Annotated in this window: 19 protein-coding genes; 8 read left to right on the top strand and 11 right to left on the bottom strand. The window is 74.8% G+C overall.

The genetic code is table 11. From position 1 onward, the window contains the following. Positions 1–199: 199 nt before the first annotated feature. From ACFV4F_RS29230 to ACFV4F_RS29220, 3 genes are all read right to left on the bottom strand, one after another. On the bottom strand, positions 200–574 hold the full coding sequence (locus ACFV4F_RS29230) for an RNA polymerase-binding protein RbpA (protein ID WP_329929550.1): 375 nt from the start codon (positions 572–574) through the stop codon (positions 200–202). 276 nt (positions 575–850) lie between these two features. Continuing rightward, on the bottom strand, positions 851–2,467 hold the full coding sequence (locus ACFV4F_RS29225; protein ID WP_380443159.1) for a hypothetical protein: 1,617 nt from the start codon (positions 2,465–2,467) through the stop codon (positions 851–853). 124 nt (positions 2,468–2,591) lie between these two features. Beyond that, a complete protein-coding gene (locus tag ACFV4F_RS29220; RefSeq protein WP_188305060.1) occupies positions 2,592–2,786 on the bottom strand; it encodes a hypothetical protein in 195 nt (64 codons plus the stop codon). Positions 2,787–3,208: 422 nt separating this feature from the next. On the opposite strand from ACFV4F_RS29220, the gene ACFV4F_RS29215 reads away from it, so the two are divergent. The 4 genes from ACFV4F_RS29215 (at position 3,209) to ACFV4F_RS29200 (ending at position 5,953) form a co-directional block, all read left to right on the top strand. Further along, positions 3,209–3,625 (top strand): ankyrin repeat domain-containing protein, encoded by a 417-nt coding sequence (locus ACFV4F_RS29215; protein WP_380443161.1) that lies wholly within the window; start codon positions 3,209–3,211, stop codon positions 3,623–3,625. A 36-nt stretch (positions 3,626–3,661) separates the two neighbouring features. Next, positions 3,662–4,195, top strand: coding sequence for a GNAT family N-acetyltransferase (locus ACFV4F_RS29210; protein ID WP_380506849.1), 534 nt, complete (start codon positions 3,662–3,664; stop codon positions 4,193–4,195). Between the two features lie 60 nt (positions 4,196–4,255). After that, a complete protein-coding gene (locus ACFV4F_RS29205; RefSeq protein ID WP_380506846.1) occupies positions 4,256–5,329 on the top strand; it encodes a serine hydrolase domain-containing protein in 1,074 nt (357 codons plus the stop codon). 120 nt (positions 5,330–5,449) lie between these two features. Further along, positions 5,450–5,953, top strand: coding sequence for an NUDIX domain-containing protein (locus ACFV4F_RS29200; RefSeq protein WP_380443167.1), 504 nt, complete (start codon positions 5,450–5,452; stop codon positions 5,951–5,953). Positions 5,954–5,971: 18 nt separating this feature from the next. On the opposite strand, the gene ACFV4F_RS29195 is transcribed toward ACFV4F_RS29200, so the two are convergent. The 3 genes from ACFV4F_RS29195 to ACFV4F_RS29185 form a co-directional block, all read right to left on the bottom strand. After that, the gene (locus ACFV4F_RS29195) at positions 5,972–6,625 is read right to left on the bottom strand and encodes a vitamin K epoxide reductase family protein (RefSeq protein ID WP_380506843.1); all 654 of its coding nucleotides are present in this window, start codon (positions 6,623–6,625) and stop codon (positions 5,972–5,974) included. A 68-nt stretch (positions 6,626–6,693) separates the two neighbouring features. Further along, a complete protein-coding gene (locus ACFV4F_RS29190) occupies positions 6,694–7,503 on the bottom strand; it encodes a thioredoxin domain-containing protein (protein ID WP_380443171.1) in 810 nt (269 codons plus the stop codon). A gap of 180 nt (positions 7,504–7,683) precedes the next feature. Continuing rightward, complete coding sequence (locus ACFV4F_RS29185; RefSeq protein WP_380506840.1) at positions 7,684–8,358, bottom strand: hypothetical protein; 675 nt, start codon at positions 8,356–8,358, stop codon at positions 7,684–7,686. Positions 8,359–8,569: 211 nt separating this feature from the next. Between ACFV4F_RS29185 and ACFV4F_RS29180 the strand changes: the two genes are divergently transcribed. Continuing rightward, entirely contained in the window at positions 8,570–9,448 is an 879-nt protein-coding gene (locus ACFV4F_RS29180; RefSeq protein ID WP_380506837.1) for a CHAD domain-containing protein, read from the top strand. Positions 9,449–9,590: 142 nt separating this feature from the next. Here ACFV4F_RS29180 and ACFV4F_RS29175 read toward each other — a convergent pair whose 3' ends face one another. Next, a complete protein-coding gene (locus ACFV4F_RS29175) occupies positions 9,591–10,292 on the bottom strand; it encodes a uracil-DNA glycosylase (RefSeq protein WP_380506857.1) in 702 nt (233 codons plus the stop codon). A gap of 211 nt (positions 10,293–10,503) precedes the next feature. Here ACFV4F_RS29175 and ACFV4F_RS29170 point away from each other — a divergent pair, with 211 nt between their 5' ends. Together ACFV4F_RS29170 and ACFV4F_RS29165 are read left to right on the top strand one after the other, a co-directional pair. Beyond that, positions 10,504–11,457, top strand: coding sequence for an SPFH domain-containing protein (locus ACFV4F_RS29170; protein ID WP_380506834.1), 954 nt, complete (start codon positions 10,504–10,506; stop codon positions 11,455–11,457). A gap of 111 nt (positions 11,458–11,568) precedes the next feature. Then, positions 11,569–12,012, top strand: a complete 444-nt coding sequence (locus tag ACFV4F_RS29165) for a CBS domain-containing protein (protein WP_380443180.1) — start codon at positions 11,569–11,571, stop codon at positions 12,010–12,012. Positions 12,013–12,043: 31 nt separating this feature from the next. Here the strand turns inward: ACFV4F_RS29165 and ACFV4F_RS29160 are convergent, their stop codons facing one another. Further along, on the bottom strand, positions 12,044–12,454 hold the full coding sequence (locus ACFV4F_RS29160) for a PaaI family thioesterase (protein WP_380443182.1): 411 nt from the start codon (positions 12,452–12,454) through the stop codon (positions 12,044–12,046). A 32-nt stretch (positions 12,455–12,486) separates the two neighbouring features. Beyond that, positions 12,487–13,107 carry a TetR/AcrR family transcriptional regulator gene (locus tag ACFV4F_RS29155; protein WP_380506831.1) on the bottom strand — a complete coding sequence of 207 codons (621 nt, stop codon included), beginning with the start codon at positions 13,105–13,107 and terminating at the stop codon, positions 12,487–12,489. A 73-nt stretch (positions 13,108–13,180) separates the two neighbouring features. On the opposite strand from ACFV4F_RS29155, the gene ACFV4F_RS29150 reads away from it, so the two are divergent. Then, the gene (locus ACFV4F_RS29150; RefSeq protein ID WP_380506828.1) at positions 13,181–13,657 is read left to right on the top strand and encodes a DUF1453 domain-containing protein; all 477 of its coding nucleotides are present in this window, start codon (positions 13,181–13,183) and stop codon (positions 13,655–13,657) included. Here the strand turns inward: ACFV4F_RS29150 and ACFV4F_RS29145 are convergent. Together ACFV4F_RS29145 and ACFV4F_RS29140 are read right to left on the bottom strand one after the other, a co-directional pair. Beyond that, positions 13,654–16,575, bottom strand: a complete 2,922-nt coding sequence (locus ACFV4F_RS29145) for an FAD-binding and (Fe-S)-binding domain-containing protein (RefSeq protein WP_380506825.1) — start codon at positions 16,573–16,575, stop codon at positions 13,654–13,656. The two genes, ACFV4F_RS29150 and ACFV4F_RS29145, sit on opposite strands and share 4 nt — an antisense overlap. A 132-nt stretch (positions 16,576–16,707) precedes the next feature. Further along, positions 16,708–17,724, bottom strand: coding sequence for a glycosyltransferase family 2 protein (locus ACFV4F_RS29140; protein ID WP_380506822.1), 1,017 nt, complete (start codon positions 17,722–17,724; stop codon positions 16,708–16,710). Positions 17,725–17,891: the final 167 nt, after the last annotated feature.

Here is a 17,891-nt window from a genome sequence, read left to right as displayed (position 1 = left end):
CCGGGCCCGGCACACCCCCACCCGCCGGCCTAACCCGGGCTCCCCCCCCCCCCCCCCCGGCCCGGCCCCGTCCGGGGCCGGCCCCGGGGCTTCTGCCTGCCCGGACCGTCCGGACAGACCGGCCGGGTCCGGACACGCGAAAGGGACCCTGGATCCCAGGGTCCCTTTTCGCGTCCTCCCGCCGGGGCGGGAGAGAGGGTCAGGCGCTCTTGCGGGTGTCACGCGGGTGAACCGCGAGGTTCATCCCGCCGGAGCGGAGCACCGCCAGCCGCTCGGCCAGCACCTCCTCCAGCTCCTCGCGCGTACGGCGCTCCATCAGCATGTCCCAATGGGTGCGCGTCGGCTTGGTCTTCTTCTCCTCCGGCTCGTCGCCGTCGAGAAGTGTCGCCTCCTGGCCACAGAAGCGGCATTCCCAGGTCTGGGGGATCTCCGCCTCGACCGAGAAAGGAACCTCGAAACGGTGTCCGTTCTGACATGCGTACTCGACGGTCTGGCGGGGAGCCAGATCGATACCACGGTCGGTCTCGTAGCTAGTGGCCCCGAGTCGCGTGCCGCGGAGAGCTCGCTCGCTCATGAATCGTGCCTCCCGGGCTTATGGCCCACAGGACTAGTGGTCGCTGTTCTTCGTCGTTCGGTCAACGCTCGGCTTCCGACGAAGATTCCCGTCCCGGGACATGCGTCGTCTGTCGTGCCGCCCCTGTTTGTACCCACCGGCGCCCGATTTGTCACATCTGGCCGGTGATATCACCCCAGGTGTCACCTATTTCACATCTGGTGATCGTGCGGCCTTTCTGTCACGAGCGTACCGGGACGGGATTCGGAAGCCGTCGGCGCCCCCGGTTCCGTGCGGTCAGGAGATCGGACGGGAACGGATCATCGGCTCGCCCTTGCCGAGGTCCACGGGCCGGACGGCGGGCGCCGGCTCGGCGGGGCGGACCAGCGGCGGCTGCTCGGGGCGCGGCGGTGCGTCGGCCGCTGCCTCGGTGCGGGTGTCGCGGTGCGGCAGCAGGGCGATCACGGCGTCCCGCAGGGCGGCCGGGGCCTCGTCGTCCAGCGGGTCGACGGTGGCGGGCACCTGGAGCCGGACCGGGACGCCGTTGCCGATGCGGGCGTAGCCGCGGCCGATCGGGGCGTGCGCGGCGGGCACGATGTCGAGCGGGGCGCCGAGCGCGAGGTGGCCCTCCTCGGGGCCGGCCGGGCCGAGCAGGACGCGGGCCCTGGTGGTGGTCCGGACGGTGGGGGTGAGCCGGTCCCTGGCCTCGACGTCGTCGGCGATCACGACGGTGACGCGGGCGGCGCGGCCGTGCCGCAGCGGGAGCTCCAGGAGGTCCTGGGGGTCGGGGCGGCCCTCGGCATGGGCGAGCTCGCTGAGCTCGGTCGGGTGGTCGAGCAGCAGCCACAGCGGCCGGGTGACGTCCTCCGGCGGGGCGCTGCCGGTGTGCCGGGCGGTGTTGAGCGCGGCGAGCCGCCGGTCGGTCTCCTGGGCGGCCCACTCCAGGGCGGCGAGCGCGCCGTGCAGGCTGGTCTCGACGGTGTGCACGCCGGGCCGGTTGACCAGGCACGCGTGCTCGCCGGTGCCCGCGCCGTCGATCACCACGAGGTCGGCGTACGGGAGGGCCTGGAGCGCGATCGAGCGGACCAGGCTGGAGGTGCCGTACCCGGCGACGCCGAGCGCGAGCAGGTGGGGTTCGCCCGAGCGCGGCCCGGTGCGCCAGATCACCGGCGGCTGCTGCGTCACGGCGCCGCCCTGGCCGACCGGGATGGTGCGGGCGGTGCCGTCCTCGTCGGTGAAGCCCAGCACGATCTCGCCGGGGGCGGCGACGAAGCGCTGGGCGACGATGTCGGTGGGCAGCGGGCTCATCGCGGAGATCCGCAGCTTGTTGGACTCCTCGTCCCAGTCGAAGCGGTACTCGCGGGCCCGCCCGGCCTTGCCCTGCACGACCTGCTCGATCCGGGCCCGGGCGGCCGGCTCGGTGTCGGTGAAGTACGCCGGATAGGTGAGCTCCAGGCGGGAGAGCCGGCCCTCGCCGTCGAACTCCCAGGAGCCGAAGGCGCTCTTGTAGCTCCCCTCGAAGTGGTACAGCGGGTTGGCGTCCTCGGGGCCGCAGAGGTAGGGCGTCAGCGCGGAGTAGAGCGCCGCGAGCTTGACGTCGGCGACGTCGGGCGCGGGCGGGGCGGGCGGCGCCTTGGGGGCCCGTCCGGCCCACGCGGCGCTGGCCATGAGCGCGATCAGGGCGAACAGCAGGCCGTGCGGCAGCAGGTAGATGCCGACGAGCATCGCGGCGGACAGGAACAGCGTCGGGCCGCGGCGCTCCTTGGGGGTGGCCTGCCAGCGGTCCTTGGCCCAGCCGGTGTGGTGACGCAGGCCGCGGCCGATGACGGTGAGCGGGGCGAACATGTCGGAGGCGTGGTCCCCGGCGGTCCGGGCGATCTCACGGCCCTTGCCGAGGTGGCGGTGGAGCGACATTCCTTGACTCCCCGGGCGGTCGGGACGGGTGGGGGGTGAAGCGGATGGAGCTGGGACTGTCGTCGTACGACGGGGCCCGGGGCGGTGGGATCCGCGCCCGGGCCCGTACGGGGGAGTGGCGGCGCTAGAACCTGAGGCCGCCGAGCAGGCTGGCGAGGCTCGCGCCGCCCGCGGTGATGCTCGGTGCGATCGAGGAGCCGGCGACGTAGAAGCCGAAGAGCGCGCAGACGATCGCGTGGGAGACCTTTAGTCCGTCCCGGCGGAAGAACAGAAAGGCGATGGTGCCGAACAGGACGATGCCGGAAATCGAGAGGATCACGTTCTGCTCCTCGGGGAGGGGGACAGGGACAGTGTCACTGAAAGTGCCCTAATCGTGACAAAAAGTAATAGATGATGGAACGGTGCAAATGGGTGGTTTCACCGTTCAATACCGCCGTGGGGCTCGGGCGGAGGTATGCGAACCGGCCCGGGTCGGGGCCGTGCGGCGCTCTGTTGCGGTGCGGCGAGGCATTCCCGGCGGGTGGGCGGGAAGTTTCCGGGGGGTCCCGGAAGTTCGCTCGAACGGCTGCGCAACCGATCCGTCGGCGTGTCGTTTCCGGTGGAGCCCGCATCCGCCATCCGGACGCGTGCTGGCCCGGGCGTCCGCCCGGCGGCTACGGTGCGGTACGCGCGGCCGGCACCGCCACCGAGCACGAACCGACCGCGAACCGACCGCGAATCGACCACGAGAGGCCGCCCGCCATGACCGACGCCGCCAGCCCGCAGCCCGCCGACGCCCCCGACGCCGAGGTGATCGCGCTCGCCGGGAAGCTCTTCGACGCCGCCCGGGCCGGGGACACCGCCGCCCTGACCGCCGCCGTCGACGCGGGCGTCTCCGCGAACCTGACCAACGGCAGCGGCGACACGCTGCTCATGCTCGCCGCCTACCACGCCCACGCCGGTACGGTCGCCGCCCTGGTCGAGCGCGGCGCCGACCCGAACCGCGCCAACGACAAGGGCCAGACCCCGCTCGCGGGCGCCGTCTTCAAGGGTGCGGTGGACGTCGTCGACGCCCTGCTGGCCGCCGGCGCCGACCCGAAGGCCGGCTTCCCGTCCGCCGTCGACGCCGCCGCGATGTTCGGCAAGGCGGACCTCCTCGCCCGGTTCGAGGGCCGCTGAGTCCAGGCCGCGCCCCAGGTCGTAGGCTTTTCGACCATGGAGAGCAGCGCGACAGAGAGCACGTCGGCCGGGGCCGCCGGCACCGTCGAGTACCGGGCCACCGGCTACGGCCACCCCGACGCCCAGGCCCTGTCGGCCGAGGTGCAGCAGGAGTACGTCCGCCGCTACGGCGACCCGGACGAGACCGTGCTGCACCCCGACGACTTCGAGGCGCCGGCCGGACTGTTCCTGATCGCCTACCTGGACGGCCGGCCGGTCGCCTGCGGCGGGTGGCGGGCCAAGCAGGCCGGCCCGCACGGGCTGCGCGACGGTGACGCCGAGCTGAAGCGGATGTTCGTCGTCCCGGGCGCCCGCGGGCGCGGCCTCGCCAGGGGCGTGCTGCGCCGGCTGGAGCAGACCGCCGCCGAGGCCGGCCGCACGCGCTTCGTCCTGGAGACCGGCACCGAGCAGCCCGAGGCCGTCGCGCTGTACCACTCCGAGGGGTACGAGGCGATACGGAAGTTCGGGATCTACCGCGAGCACCCGCAGAGCATCTGCCTCGGCAAGGAGTTCACCTCCGCGTCCGACTGACGGACCGTCCGCCGGGTAGGCTCCGGGCGAGACCGGTCCGGGGCACGTTCAGGGGGACGGATGAGTCACCAACCGCCGGCGCCCGACCGGCTCCCCGCCCTGGCCGCGCCCGGCGGGGCGCTGGACCGGCTGGTCCGCGCCGGCGCGCGAGGAGTCGGGGCGGGGGCGGTCTGGGCCGTCGGCGACGCCGGCGGGACGGTCGGGCGGGGCGCCCACGGGCCGCTCGGGCAGGGCTCGTACGCGCGGCTCTCGCCCGGACCGGACACCCGGTACGACCTCGCGAGCCTCACCAAGATCGTCGCGCTCTGGCCGTGCGCCGGGGCGCTGTGGCAGGCCGGCCGCCTCCCGCTCGACGAACCCCTCGGGCACTACTGGCCGGACGCCGCGGGGCAGCCGGCCGGCGAGGTGACGGCCCGTCAACTGCTCGCCCACACTGCCGGATTGCTGCCACGGACGAACTTCGAGCGGCTCTACGGGCGCGACCTCGCGGCGATCCGCTCCGGCGTCATCGCCGCCCCGCTGCACCGCGCGCCCGGCACCGCCGTCGAGTACACCGACCGCGCCGCCGTGCTCCTCGGCCACCTCGTCGAACACCTCGACGGCGCCCCGCTCGACGAGCTCGCCGCCCGCCGGGCCTGGCGGCCGCTGGGCATGTCCGACACCCGCTACGGGCCGCTCGGCCCCGGCGACACCGCCCACACCGCGCCCACCGAGTACGACGAGACCCTCGGCGCCCACCTGCGCGGCGTCGTCCACGACCCGTCCGCCCGCCTCCTCGGCGGCGTCTCCGGCAACGCGGGCGCCTTCTCGACCGCCCGCGACCTCGGCCGCTTCCTCACCGCCCTGCTCGACCCGCCACCCGGACTCTCCTGGGGCGAACCGTGGATCGCCGAGTCCCTGCGCGAACAGACCGGCGGGCTCGCCCCCGCCCGCGGCCTCTCCTGGCTCGTCGCCCCCGGCACCGACCCGGCCGACGGCACCTTCGTCCACTACGGGTTCACCGGCACCGGCATCTGGATCTCCCGCCGGCTCGGCCGCTGGGCGCTGCTGCTCACCAACAAGGTCCACTACGACCGCGAGGTCCAGCCGCTCACCGACCTGCGCAACGCCTTCCGGCGGGCCGTCTTCGGCTAGCGCCGTGCTGTTGGGCCCCCGCGCCACCCGATCGGGTGGATCTCGCACGAACCACCGCTCCCGGTACGGAACCTGGGGCAGAGTGGGCCACGACGGACGGGTGGTGGCGGAGGAGTCGCGATGACGGAGACCTGGCAGCTCTCGGAGGGGGAGTGGCTGGCGCGCATGGTGCGCGCGTACGTCGGCTGCAGCGTCCTGCTCACCGACGCCATGGGCAACGTCCTCCTCCTGAAGCCGATCTACCGCGCCCACTGGCTCTTCCCCGGCGGCGGCATGGACCCCGGCGAGGGCCCGGCCGAGTGCGCCGCCCGCGAACTGCGCGAGGAGACGGGGCTCGTGCTCGACGACGAACCGCGGCTGGTCGTCGTCGAGTGGCGCGACCCGATCCCCAAGCAGCGCGAACACGCCCACCCCGCCGTCCAGTTCATGTTCGACGGCGGGGTGCTCGACGCCGCCGCCGAAATCCGCTGCCAGGCCGAGGAGATCGCCGAGTACGGCTTCTTCACCCCGGCCCGGGCGGCCGCGCTGCTCCACCCGAACGCGGCACGGCGGCTCACCCGGGCCCTGGACGCCAGGCGCGCCGGGCTCACCGCGCTGCTCCACTCGACGGGCTACCTCGGCTGAACTCCGCCCGGCCGACCGTCAGACGAGAGTGCTCCAGTAGTACCAGAACCGGTTGAGGATCAGCAGCGCGATCACCGCCGCCCACAGCACCGGCAGCGCCCAGTGGTAGCGCGCCGCCTCCCGCACGACCGTCCGCAGCCGCGGGCCCGCCGGGATCACGCCCGAGCGCAGGTTGTGCAGCGTCGTGTACCAGAACAGCGCCACGACCGTCGCCCACACCACCATGCAGTACGGGCACAACGCGCCGATCTCGTACAGCGCCTGGTCGATCAGCCAGTGCACGAAGACCACGCCCAGGAACGTCCCCGCCTGGAGGCCCAGCCAGAACCAGCGGCGGTACGCGGCGCCTGCCAGCAGTCCCGCGCCGATCGCCGCCAGTGCGCCGAAGGCGGCCAGCCCGATCAGCGGGTTGGGGAAGCCGAACACCCCCGCCTGCTCGGTGCGCATCACCGAACCGCAGCTGATCACCGGGTTGATGTTGCAGGTCGGGACGTACGACGGGTTCTCCAGGATGCGGAGCTTGTCGAAGGTCAGGACGGCGGAGGCCGCCAGCCCGATCAGCCCGCCGAGGAGCAGGAGCAGCGAGAGCGCCCGGCCGGCGCCGATCGGGGCGCCGGCCGGGGCGGGGCCGGCGGCGGGGCGGGGCACGTGCACGGAGGTAGAGGCGGTCATGGCAGCACACTCCGGTGGCTGGGAAGGGTGCCGGCCCGGCCGGGGTTCGGCCGGGCCGGTGGAGCTCGCTACAGGCCGGCGGCCTGCTTGACCTGCGCCGTGAACTGGTCCGGAGTGGCCGGGTTCTGGCCCGAGAACAGCGTGACCGGCTTGCCGTCGACCTTCACCGTCGGCGTGCCCTGCACCCCGCTGTCGTTGAACGCGTTCGCGACCTTGGCCGCCCACGGCGCGTAGGTGCCGTCCTGGACGGCCTTGACGAAGGCGTCGGTCTTCAGGCCCGGCACCTGGTCGGCCAGTTCCAGGATCTTGTTGGTGTCGCCGAAGCTGTCGGTGCGCTCGTCGGGCTGGTTCTTGTAGAGCACGTCGTGGAAGGCCTTGAACTTGTCCACGCCCTCGTTCAGGGCGGCGCCGGCGGCGGCCAGCGCGGTGCGCGAGCCCTTGCCGCCGAGGGCCTTGTCCAGGAACGCGGCCAGGTGGAACTCGACCTTGATCTGGCCGTCCGCGGTGAGCTGCTTGACCGTCTCGCCGTTGGCCGCCTCGAAGTGCTTGCACACCGGGCAGCGGAAGTCCTCGTAGACCTCCATCGTGTGCGGGGCGTCGGCCTTGCCGTAGGTGATCACGGTGCCGTCCTGGCCGGAGGCGTTCGCGGGCACGACCAGCGGTGCCGAGGAGCCCGACCCGGCGGCCGTCTCCTTGTCCTTCTTGGCCGAGTTCACGGCGATCGCCCCGGCGCCCGCGATGGCGAGGACCACGACGGACGCGACGGCGATGACGATGCGCTGGCGGCGCTTGGCGGCCGCCTGCTCACGGCGCTGCGCCTCCTGGATCCGCTCGCGGGCGCTGATGCGCTGGGACTGCTTGCTGTTGGCCTGAGCCATGGGGGTCAACTCCTGTACGCGGCGCGCGGGTGCGCGCGGGATGCCTCGCTCGGGCGTGCCTCGGAGGGGCGTGCCTCGTTGGGCTGTACCTCGGAGGGCCGTGCCTCACTGGGGCGTGCCGAGGGGCGGGGTGGGTGAACGCGGGAGTCGTGCGCCGGGCCCGTGGCCGTGGGAACGGTGTCAGCAGGCCGGCGCGAAGGCCGGCGGGCCGCGCCGGGGCGCGGGGCTGAGGACGACGTCCTCGCGGCGGGGACGCTCGTGGTCGGACACCGGCAGCGGCACCCGCAGCACCGGGCGCACCGGGGCCGGGACCAGCAGCAGGAGCAGTGCCCGCAGCGGCGCGGCCACCGACTGGCTCAGGGCGCGCAGCGCCCGGGCCAGCCCGGTCAGGGCGGCATCGCCCAGCCGCAGCCAGGCGGACGCGGCCACCGCGATCATCAGGTGCACCAGCAGGACGAGGAGCTGGGTCGCGGCGGGCGCGAACGGTCCGTCGTGTCCGAGCGGCCCGGACAGCAGCGAGCCGTCCACCGAACCGCCGCCGCACACCAGCAGGTTCATGCCGCGCGCGGGCACGTGCTCGCTCAGGATCGGGCCACAGCCGGTCTGGCCGAGGTTGAACGTCGTGTTGAGCAGCAGCTCCACCGGCACCATCACGGCGGAGATGTGCAGCAGCCGCCGCTCCCCGCCGGCCAGCGCGGCCGACACCAGGAAGACGACGGCGGTCGCGGCGGCCACCAGCGTGAGGGGCAGCGGGCGACCCGTGATGACCACCTGGCCCAGCGCGGACAGCGGCACGGCGAGCGCGGTGAACACCGCGGCCCGCAGGGCCCTGGTCGCACGGGTGGACGTCATCACGTCCGGGAGTATGTCACGACCCTTACACCCGGCACGAGGGTGCGGGCCGGAACGGTGCCCCTCGGGAGGGGGTGGCGGGTCGTGCCGCGCGGTCGCCCGTGGTGGACGGAAGATGAACGCCCAGTAGACAAGGAGGGTCGGAGGACTAGCCTGGAAGGCGTTTCGCCGCCCCCGGGATGGGGCGGCGACCCCGACGAGGGGGTGAACGCCCATGGCCCGGCCCGACGCCACGGTCGGACAGGTGCTGCTCGCCCGCATCGAGGCCCAGGCCGCCGTGCTCGCCGGACTCGACGACGCCGTCCGCGCGGACGAGCCGGACGCGGTCCACCGGATGCGGGTCGCCTGCCGGCGCCTGCGCAGCGCGCTGCGGACGTACCGGCGCCTCTTCGCGGCCGGCGCCACGGACGAGCTCGTGGCCGAGCTGAGATGGCTGGCCGCCGCCCTCGGCCGCGCGCGCGACCGCGAGGTCCTGGCCGAGCGGCTCGCGGCCCGCGCCCGGGAGCTGCCCGCCGAGTGCGGCCCGGAACGGGTGGCCGCGGAACTGGAACGGTGGGGCGGGGCCGAGTACCGCCGGATCCGGCCCGAAGTGGTGGCCGCCCTCGACAGCTCCCGCCGCCGTGCCCTCGCCACCGGGCTGGCCGGGCTGCTGGCCGCCCCGCCGCTGCGCCGCCGGGCCCGGCGCCCGGCGGTGCCCGAGCTGTCGCGCATCGCCGCCAGGGAGCAGCGGCGCACCGGCCGCCGGGTGCGGGCCGCCCTGGCCGCCGGGCCCGAGGACCGGGACCGCGCCCTGCACGAGGCCCGCAAGGCCGCCAAGCGCGCCCGATACGCCGGTGAGACCGCCGCGCCGGCGGTGGGCGGGGCGGCGGACCGGTACGTCGAGCGGATGAAGGCCGTGCAGGAGGTGCTGGGCGAGCACCAGGACGCCGCCGTGGCCGCCGCCGCCCTGGCCGGCCAGGCCGCGACGAGCGGCGAGGCGTTCGCGTACGGGGTGCTGTACGGCGGACAGCTGGCGGCGGCGGAGGCGGCCCGGGACCGCCTCCCGGCGGTGTGGGCCCGGGCGTCGCGGCACAAGCTGGTGCGCTTCGGGTAGGGCCGTGCCGGGCGTCGCAACGCGGTGGACCTATCCGGCCACGGCACCAGGGCCACGGCACCGGCGCCGGGGGCCTCAGGGGGGTGCCCGGTCGACCGCGGGATCATGGCGGCGCGGCGCTTCGGCCGAGCACCCCGCCCCGCTACTTCGGGTCGAGGCCGGCGGTGCGGGCGGCGGTGCGGAGGAGGTCGTGGAGCATCTCGGTCGTGAGGCGGCCGGTGTTCGTGTTGCGCGGGCTCACGTGGTAGCAGCCGTAGAGGTGGAGCGGCGGGCCGCCGTCGGTGGCGGGCAGGGTGGCGTGGGCGGCGTGGCCGAACGCGGGGCGTGGCCGCGGGACCTCCCAGCCGGCGGCGGCCACGGCCGGGAGCAGGGCCTGCCAGGCGAACCCGCCGAGGGCGACGACCGTCCGCACGGTGGGGCGCAGGAGCTCCAGTTCCCGGGTGATCCAGGGGCGGCAGGTGTCGCGCTCGGCGGTGGTCGGCTTGTTGTCGGGCGGGGCGCAGCGCACCGGGTCGGTGACGCGGACGCCGCGCAGCTCCAGGCCGTCGCCGTGGCGGACGGACTCCGGGCGGTTGGCGAGCCCGAGCTCGTACAGGGCCGCGTACAGGATGTCGCCGGAGGGGTCGCCGGTGAAGATGCGGCCGGTGCGGTTGGCGCCGTGGGCGGCGGGGGCGAGGCCGACGAGGACGAGCGGGGCGTCGGGCGGGCCGAAGCCGGGGATCGGGCGGGCCCAGTAGTCCCAGTCCTGGTAGGCGCGGCGCTTGGTGCGGGCGGTCTCCTCGCGCCACTCGACCAGGCGCGGGCAGGCGCGGCAGCCGGTGACGACGCGGTCCAGGGCGGCCATTGCGGCGGCGCGGGCGGCGGCCTCGGCGGGGTGGCGCGGGTGGCCGGGGTCGTCGGCGGGGGACAGCGGCATGGCGACGATCCTAGGGCCGGGCTCCGTTCTCCCGGCTCGCACCCGGGCAGGCGTAGCGTGGAACCAGCTGCTCCGGCGGCCCCCGGTCGGCCCGGGTCGGCCACGGCCGGGACGGGTGGGCGCGCGCGAGGAGGCCGCGATGATCGTCGATGCGGTGCTGGGGGCGATCGGGGGTCTGGTGGGGCTGGGGGCGGTCTGGGCGGGCCTGAGCATCAGGGTGGTCCAGCAGTTCCAGAAGGGCGTGGTGTTCCGCTTCGGGCGGGTGCGGGACGAGGTGCGCGAGCCCGGGCTGGTCGCGCTGATGCCGATCGCGGACAAGCTGCGCAAGGTCAACGTGCAGATCGTGACGATGCCGATCCCGGCGCAGGAGGGCATCACCCGGGACAACGTGACCGTGCGGGTGGACGCGGTGGTCTACTTCCGGGTGGAGGACCCGGTCAAGGCGACCGTCAACGTGCAGGACTACAACTTCGCGATCTCCCAGGTCGCGCAGACCTCGCTGCGGTCGATCATCGGCAAGAGCGAGCTGGACGACCTGCTGGCCAACCGCGAACCGATCAACCAGGGCCTGGAGTTGATGATCGACAGTCCGGCGTTGGGCTGGGGCATCCAGATCGACCGGGTGGAGATCAAGGACGTCGCCCTGCCGGAGTCGATGAAGCGCTCGATCGCCCGGCAGGCGGAGGCCGAGCGCGAGCGCCGGGCGCGGATCATCACGGCGGACGGCGAGTACCAGGCCTCGGCCCGCCTGTCGGAGGCCGCCGCGGTGATGAGCGCGACCCCGGCGGCGCTCCAACTGCGGCTGCTGCAGACCGTGGTGGAGGTGGCGGCGGAGAAGAACTCGACGCTCGTGCTGCCGTTCCCGGTGGAGCTGCTGCGCTTCCTGGACTCGGCGACGGACGCCCAGCTGCGGTCGGCGCGGAACGCGGTCGCCGAGACCGCACAGGCGGCCGTCGACACCGCGCAGCCGGCCGTCGAGGACGGCGCGCAGCAGCTGGAACTCCCGCCGCTGGAGGAGCTGTTGAAGCCGTCGCCGCCGCTGGAGGGCGCGGAGGCGGAGGACCGGCGCGCCGAGCACGGCAAGGCGGCCTGAGGGCGGTCCGGAGGCGGCCGTGAGGCTCCCCGGGGCTGCCCCGGTGGCGACCGTCGGCCGCCCGGACCACGATGGACAACGGGGACGGCAGGCACGTCAGGGAGGCGGACCATGACCAGAGCCAGCGACATCATGCACCCGGGCGCGGAGTGCATCCGCGAGCACGAGACGCTCGCCACCGCCGCCCGGATCATGCGGGACCGGGACGTCGGGGCGCTGCCCATCTGCGGCGAGAACGAGAAGCTGCTGGGCATCGTCACCGACCGTGACATCGTGCTCAAGTGCATCGCGGAGGGCCGGGACCCGTCCGCGGTGACGGCGGGCGAGCTGGCCGAGGGCCGGCCGATGACGGTGGAGGCGGACGAGGACACCGAGCAGGTGCTGCGCGTGATGGAGCAGTACCGGGTGCGCCGGCTGCCGGTGATCAACCACCCCGAGCACAAGCTGGTCGGGATGATCAGCGAGGCGGACATCGCGCGCGGGATGCCGCAGGCGCGGGTGGCGGAGTTCGTGTCGGCGGTGTGCGCGGAGGAGGCGCCCAAGGCGGACGCGTGACGCGCGTCCGCCCTTCGGGGGGAGCGTCCGGTCAGGCGAGCGCGTAGACCGTGGTGGCGTGCGCGGCCGGCTCCTCGTCGCCCTCGGCGGTGAGCGTGATGTCGAGGAAGGCGATCCGCCGGCCGAGCTTGGTCACCCGGGCGTGCACCAGGACGTCCCGCTCGGCGACGGCGCGCTGGAAGGTCGTCGACTGCTGGACGGTGGTCATCGGACCGAAGCCGCCGCGGGCCGCCGACACGGCGATCACGCTCGCGGTGTCGGCGGCGGCCATCAGGGCCTGCCCCGACAGCCCGCCGCCCTCCCGGGCCAGTTGCCCGGACCACGGCAGGCGCAGCACGGCGTGCCGCTCGCCGGTCTCGGTCACCGACAGGCCGAGCGCCTGCACCCAGGGGGCGAAGTTGTCGGCCAGGATCTTGTCCGCCTCGGCGGTGGTGAGGGTCATCCGGCCATTGTGGCGCCGCTGGTGGCCCCGTGTCAGCGGGGTGCGGTGAGGCTGTCGAGGTGACGGCGCAGCACCGTGCGCAGCTCGTCCGGGCCGACCAGGTCGGGGTGCTGGACGGCCTGGAGGGTGAGGCCGTCGAGGAGGGCGGAGAGGCGGCGGGTCTCGACGGCGAGGTCGAGGCCGGGGGCGAGGGCGCCGGAGCGGGCGGTCCCTTCGAGGACGCGGCGGACGAGGTCGTCCAGGCCCGCCTGCATCTCGGCGGCGCGGGGCCGGAGTTCGGGGCGGGTGCGGGCGGCGGTGACGAAGGCGAGCCAGAGCGCGGACTCCTCGCGCCGCCGGGCGTCCAGCGGGAGGACCTCGGCGAGCAGCGCCTCGGTGCGGGCGGGCCGGTCGCCGGCGGCCGTCGCCGGGTCGAGCAGGGCGCCGGCGTGGGCGCGGATCCGGGCGTCGATGCGGCGGGCCAGCTCCTGCATCGCGAAGATCATCAGCTCCGGGCCGCCCGCGAAGTAGTGCCGGACCGACCCGACGGCGAGCCCGGCCTCCTCGGCGACGTTGCGCAGTGAGGCGTGTTCCAGTCCGTCCCGGGCGGCGACCCGCAGTACGGCGTCGGCGACGGCCTGGCGGCGTTCCGCGGGGTCCACGATCTTGGGCATGTTGTCGTTATAGCACGGGTGGGCTAAATTGCTTATTTAGCACAGTCGAGCTAAAAACGTGGGGGGAACCGACATGAACGTCTGGCTGCACGCGGGGCTGATCGCCGCCGTGGTGGCGGTGGTGGTCGTCCGGCGCCTGAACGGCGAACCGCTCAACGCCCGGGACCTGTTCGCGCCGCCCGTGGTGCTGACCGGGATCGGCCTCTGGACGGTCTCCCGGCACGCGGGCCTGCACGCGGCGGACTACGCCTGGATCGCCGCGGGCGCGGTCCTCGGCACCGCACTCGGAGCGGCCCGCGGCGTGACCGTCCGCGTCTACGAGCGCGACGGCGTGCTGTGGCAGCGCTACACCTGGCGGACGTTCCTGGTGGCCGGGATCTCCCTCGCCGTCATGGCCGGATTCGCCGCGCTGGCCGCCCACTTCGGCCTCGCCGCGGACGCCCGACCGGTCCAGCTCTCCATCGGCACCGGCTTCCTGGGCGAGGCTCTGGCCGTCGGCCACCGCGCCCTGTCCAGCGGCACGCCGTTCGCCCCGGAGCGGCGGCCCTAGTCCTCCTCCCGCAATCCCCCGGCGATCAGCTCGGCGAGGTGCAGCGCCCGGCGTCCTTCGGCGAGTTGGGTGATCTGGGTGCGGCAGCTGAAGCCGTCGGCCAGGATCACCGTGCCGGGGGTGGTGGCGCGCAGTTCGGGGAGGAGGACGCGTTCGGCGATCGCCTCGGAGATCTCGAAGTGGCCCTGCTCGAAGCCGAAGTTGCCGGCCAGGCCGCAGCAGCCGGAGTCCAGGACCCGGTTGTGCAGGCCCAGTCGGGCTTCGACGCGGCGGTCGGCGGCGGTGCCGAGGACGGCGTGCTGGTGGCAGTGGGTCTGGGTGACGGCGTCGCGCGGGATGCGGGGGAGCGGGGCGTCGGGGGCGTGTTCGTCGAGGAACTCGGCGAAGGTGAGCGTGCGTCGGGCGAGCGGGCGGCCGTCCGGGCCGAGCAGGCGGGGGAGGTCCTCGCGCAGGCTGGCGGTGCAGCTCGGGTCGAGTCCCACCACGGGGGTGTCGGCGGGCAGGCCGGCCGCGTCGATCGCGCGCAGGCTGCGGCGCAACACCCGCCGGGCGGAGTCGAGTTGGCCGGTGGAGTACCACGTGAGGCCGCAGCAGACCGGGCCGGCGGGCAGGCGGACGTCGAAGCCCAGGTGCTCCAGCACCTCGACGGCCGCGCGCGCCACGTTCGGCTGGAGGTGCTCGGAGAACGTGTCCGGCCAGAGCAGGACGGGCGGTGCGCCCGCCGGGGCCGGGTGCGCGGCGCGGTGCCGGCGGTACCAGCGGGTGAAGGTCTCCGGCGGGAGGACGGGCAGGACGCGCCGCCGGTCGATCCCGCCGAGCCGCTTCAGCAGGGCGCCGGCCGGGGAGCGGGCGAGGGTGTTGGCGGCCCCGGGGGCGAGGGCGGCGGCGCGCAGCCAGAGCGGCAGCCGGCCCATCGAGTAGTGGGAGCGCGGGCGGAGGCGGCGCCGGTAGTGCTGGTACAGGAACTCCGTCCGGTACGTCGCCATGTCGACGTGCACCGGGCAGTCGCTCGCGCAGCCCTTGCAGCCCAGGCAGAGGTCCAGCGCCTCCCGGACCTCCTCCGAGCGCCAGCCGTCGGTGATCGCGGCCTCGGAGCGGTGGCCGGAGGGTGTCCCCGCGCCGCGCAGCATCTCGGCGAGCAGCCTGGCCCGGCCCCGGGTGGAGTGCCGCTCCTCGCTCGTGGCCATGTAGCTCGGGCACATCACCCCGGTGCTGGTGTCGACGCACTTGGCGACGCCGACGCAGCGGTGCACGGCCTTCGTGAGGCTGCCGCCGTCCTGCTCGTACGGGAGGGCGAGGGGCAGGGCGCGGCGCGGGGCGGTGACGAAGCGCAGGTCGGCGTCGAGCGGGCGCGGGTCGACGAGGGCGCCCGGGTTGAGCAGGTTCTCCGGATCCCAGATGTGCTTGAACTCGCGGAAGAGCGCCAGGACTTCGGGCCGGTACATGCGCGGCAGCAGCTCGGCGCGGGCCTGTCCGTCGCCGTGCTCGCCGGAGAGCGAACCGCCGTACGAGACGGCCAGATCGGCCGCCTGCTCCAGGAACTCCCGGAAGACCAGCACCCCTTGGGGCTCGCCGAGCGGGAAGTCGATTCGCAGGTGCACGCAGCCCTCGCCGAAGTGCCCGTACGGCACGCCGCGCAGGCTGTGCCGGCGCAGCAGCGCGCGCAGGTCGCGCAGGTAGTCGCCGAGCCGCTCGGGCGGGACGGCGGAGTCCTCCCAGCCCGGCCAGGCCTCACCGCCTCCCGGCAGCCGGGTGACGGTCCCGGCGCCCGCCTCCCGGACGGCCCACAGCTGCCGCTGCTCGACCGGGTCGGTGACGAGGGCGACGGCGGCCGACGGCTCGCGCCGCACCGCGTCGGCGAGTCGGCGGGCGGCCTGGTAGGCCTCGGTGCGGGTGGCGCCGCCGACCTCCAGGAACAGCCAGCAGGCGCCGGCGGGCAGCCGGTCGAGCGCGGGCGGGCGAGGGCCGGCGGCGAGGAGGGCCTCGATCAGGTCGGCCGCCATGCCCTCGGCGGTCAGCGGGCCCAGCGGCAGCAGGGCGGGGACCGCGTCGGCGGCAGCGCCCTCGTCCGGGTAGCCGGCCACGACGAGTGCGCGGGCGGGCGGGTCCTCGACGAGCCGGACGGTGGCGCCGAGCAGCAGCGCGCAGGTGCCCTCGGTGCCGGTGAGGGCGCGGGCCAGGTCGTGGCCGTGCTCGGGGAGCAGTGCGTCCAGCGGGTAGCCGGAGCCGCGGCGGGGCAGGCGGGGCAGGCCCTGGCGGATGGTCGCGAGGTTGCGGTCGGTGAACTCCTGGAGCAGCGTGTGGAGTTGTCCGGCCCGTCCGGGCAGGGCGCGCAGCGTGTCGCGTTCGGCGGGGGTCAGCGAGCCGCCGACGGTCAGCTCGGTGCCGTCCGCGAGGAGCAGTTCCAGCCGCTCGACGCTGTCGGAGGTGCGCCCCCAGGCGAGGGAGTGCGAGCCGCACGCGTCGTTGCCGATCATGCCGCCGACCGTGCAGCGGCTGTGCGTGGACGGGTCCGGGCCGAAGCGCAGCCCGTGGGGGCGGGCGGCGCGCTGGAGGTCGTCCAGGACGACGCCGGGCTCGATCCGGGCCGTGCGGGCCTCGGGGTCGACGTCGAGCACCGCGCCCAGGTGGCGGCGGAAGTCCAGCACCACCGCGCCCGGCCCGATCGCCTGCCCGCCGATGCTCGTGCCCGCCCCGCGGGCCACCACCGGCACCGCGTACCGGCGGCACAGCGCGAGCGCGGTGCGCACGTCGTCCCGGTCGGCCGGCTTGACCACGCCGAGCGGCAGGTGGCGGTAGTTGGAGGCGTCGTGGCCGTAGACCGTGCGCTCGGCGGCGCCGAAGCGGACCTCGCCGCGCAGCTCGGCGGCCAGCTCACGGGCCAGCTCGGCTCCGGGGACGGCGGACGGACGGCTCACCGGGGACCTCCGGGGCGGTGCGGCGACGGCTCCGGCCGATCATGACAGCTCGACGTGCCGCGCGGCAGTGGGCCACCCCGCCCGTTCCTCCGACGGAGTGGCCGCCGTAGCCGCTGCCCCGCGATCCCGGGATCAGGGCTTGCGCCGGTTGGCCCCCGTGATCGTGCCGCGCGCGATGTGGGACAGCTTCGCCACCTCGAACGCCGGGTACGCCCCGCCCGCCAGGAGCGTGAACTTGACGCCCTCGCGCCCGCCCGGCTTCTTGTGCCCGGGCGGCAGGAAACGGCGGTGGTGCTCGGCGGCCCGGTGGAAGAACTGCGGCCGCTCGGCGCGCGTCACGCACCCGGCGAGGTCGAACACGAACAGGTAGTGCCGGATCATCCGGACGAACACCGCGTCGCGGACGGCGTACAGGTGCGGCTGGTCCTCCAGCAGCGCGAAGGCGCGCTCGTACTGCTCGAAGAGGTCGAAGACGCTGCCGCCGGGCGAACCGGTCGGGTGGACGGTTTCCCGGCGCCGCAGCTGCACGCACTCGCGCGGCAGGACGGCCACCCGCTGCGCGCCGAGCATCGCCTCGTACACGACCGGGATCTCCTCGTACCGGCCGTCGGGGAAGGCCAGCTTGAGCTCGGCCCAGTGACCGCGGCGCACCAGGCGGTCCCAGATCAGCGGCGGCGCGCCCAGCAGCTCCGGGCGCTCGAACGGCCCGGCGGCCTCGCCCCCGGCCGCGGCCAGCCGCTGCGCCGCGCCGCCGGCCCACTCGCGGCCGTTGTGCAGCCGGGTGTGCCCGAACTGCAGGACGTCCACCGGGCCGGTCTCCGCCAGCCGGTCCGCGAGCGCCTGGAGCCCGTCCGGCGGCAGCACGTGGTCGGCGTCCAGGAACAGCAGGTACTCGCCGGCCGCCCGCGCCGCTCCGGCGTTGCGCGCCACGCCCACCCCGACCGCGGCGTCCAGGTGCAGCACCGACACCTGCGGGTGCTTCGCCGCGAACGCGTCCACGAGGTCGCGCGGGGTCTCGGGGGAGCGGTCGGCGACCACGATCACCTCGACGTCCCGGAAGGACTGGCCGAGCAGCGAGTCCAAACAGTCCGCCAGCTGTTCGTGCTGGTCGTAAGCGGGGAGCACGACACTGATCAGGGGTGAGGGCATGACGCCGGAGCGTAAGAGGGCGCGCGAACCGTGGCAAAGCCCTGACGCCCCGTAATTCCGGGCAATCCCCGGCAAACCGCACGACCGTGCGCGATATCTTCACGCCGCCTTCCGGACGCGTCCACGCCAGAAACCTGGCCGTATCCGAACGGCACGGGCCCGCGACG

This window comes from Kitasatospora sp. NPDC059722 (assembly GCF_042733235.1).
Classification (GTDB): Bacteria; Actinomycetota; Actinomycetes; order Streptomycetales; family Streptomycetaceae; genus Kitasatospora.
The sequence above is the reverse complement of the archived record's forward strand: the minus strand, read 5'-3'. Positions and strand labels throughout refer to the sequence as shown.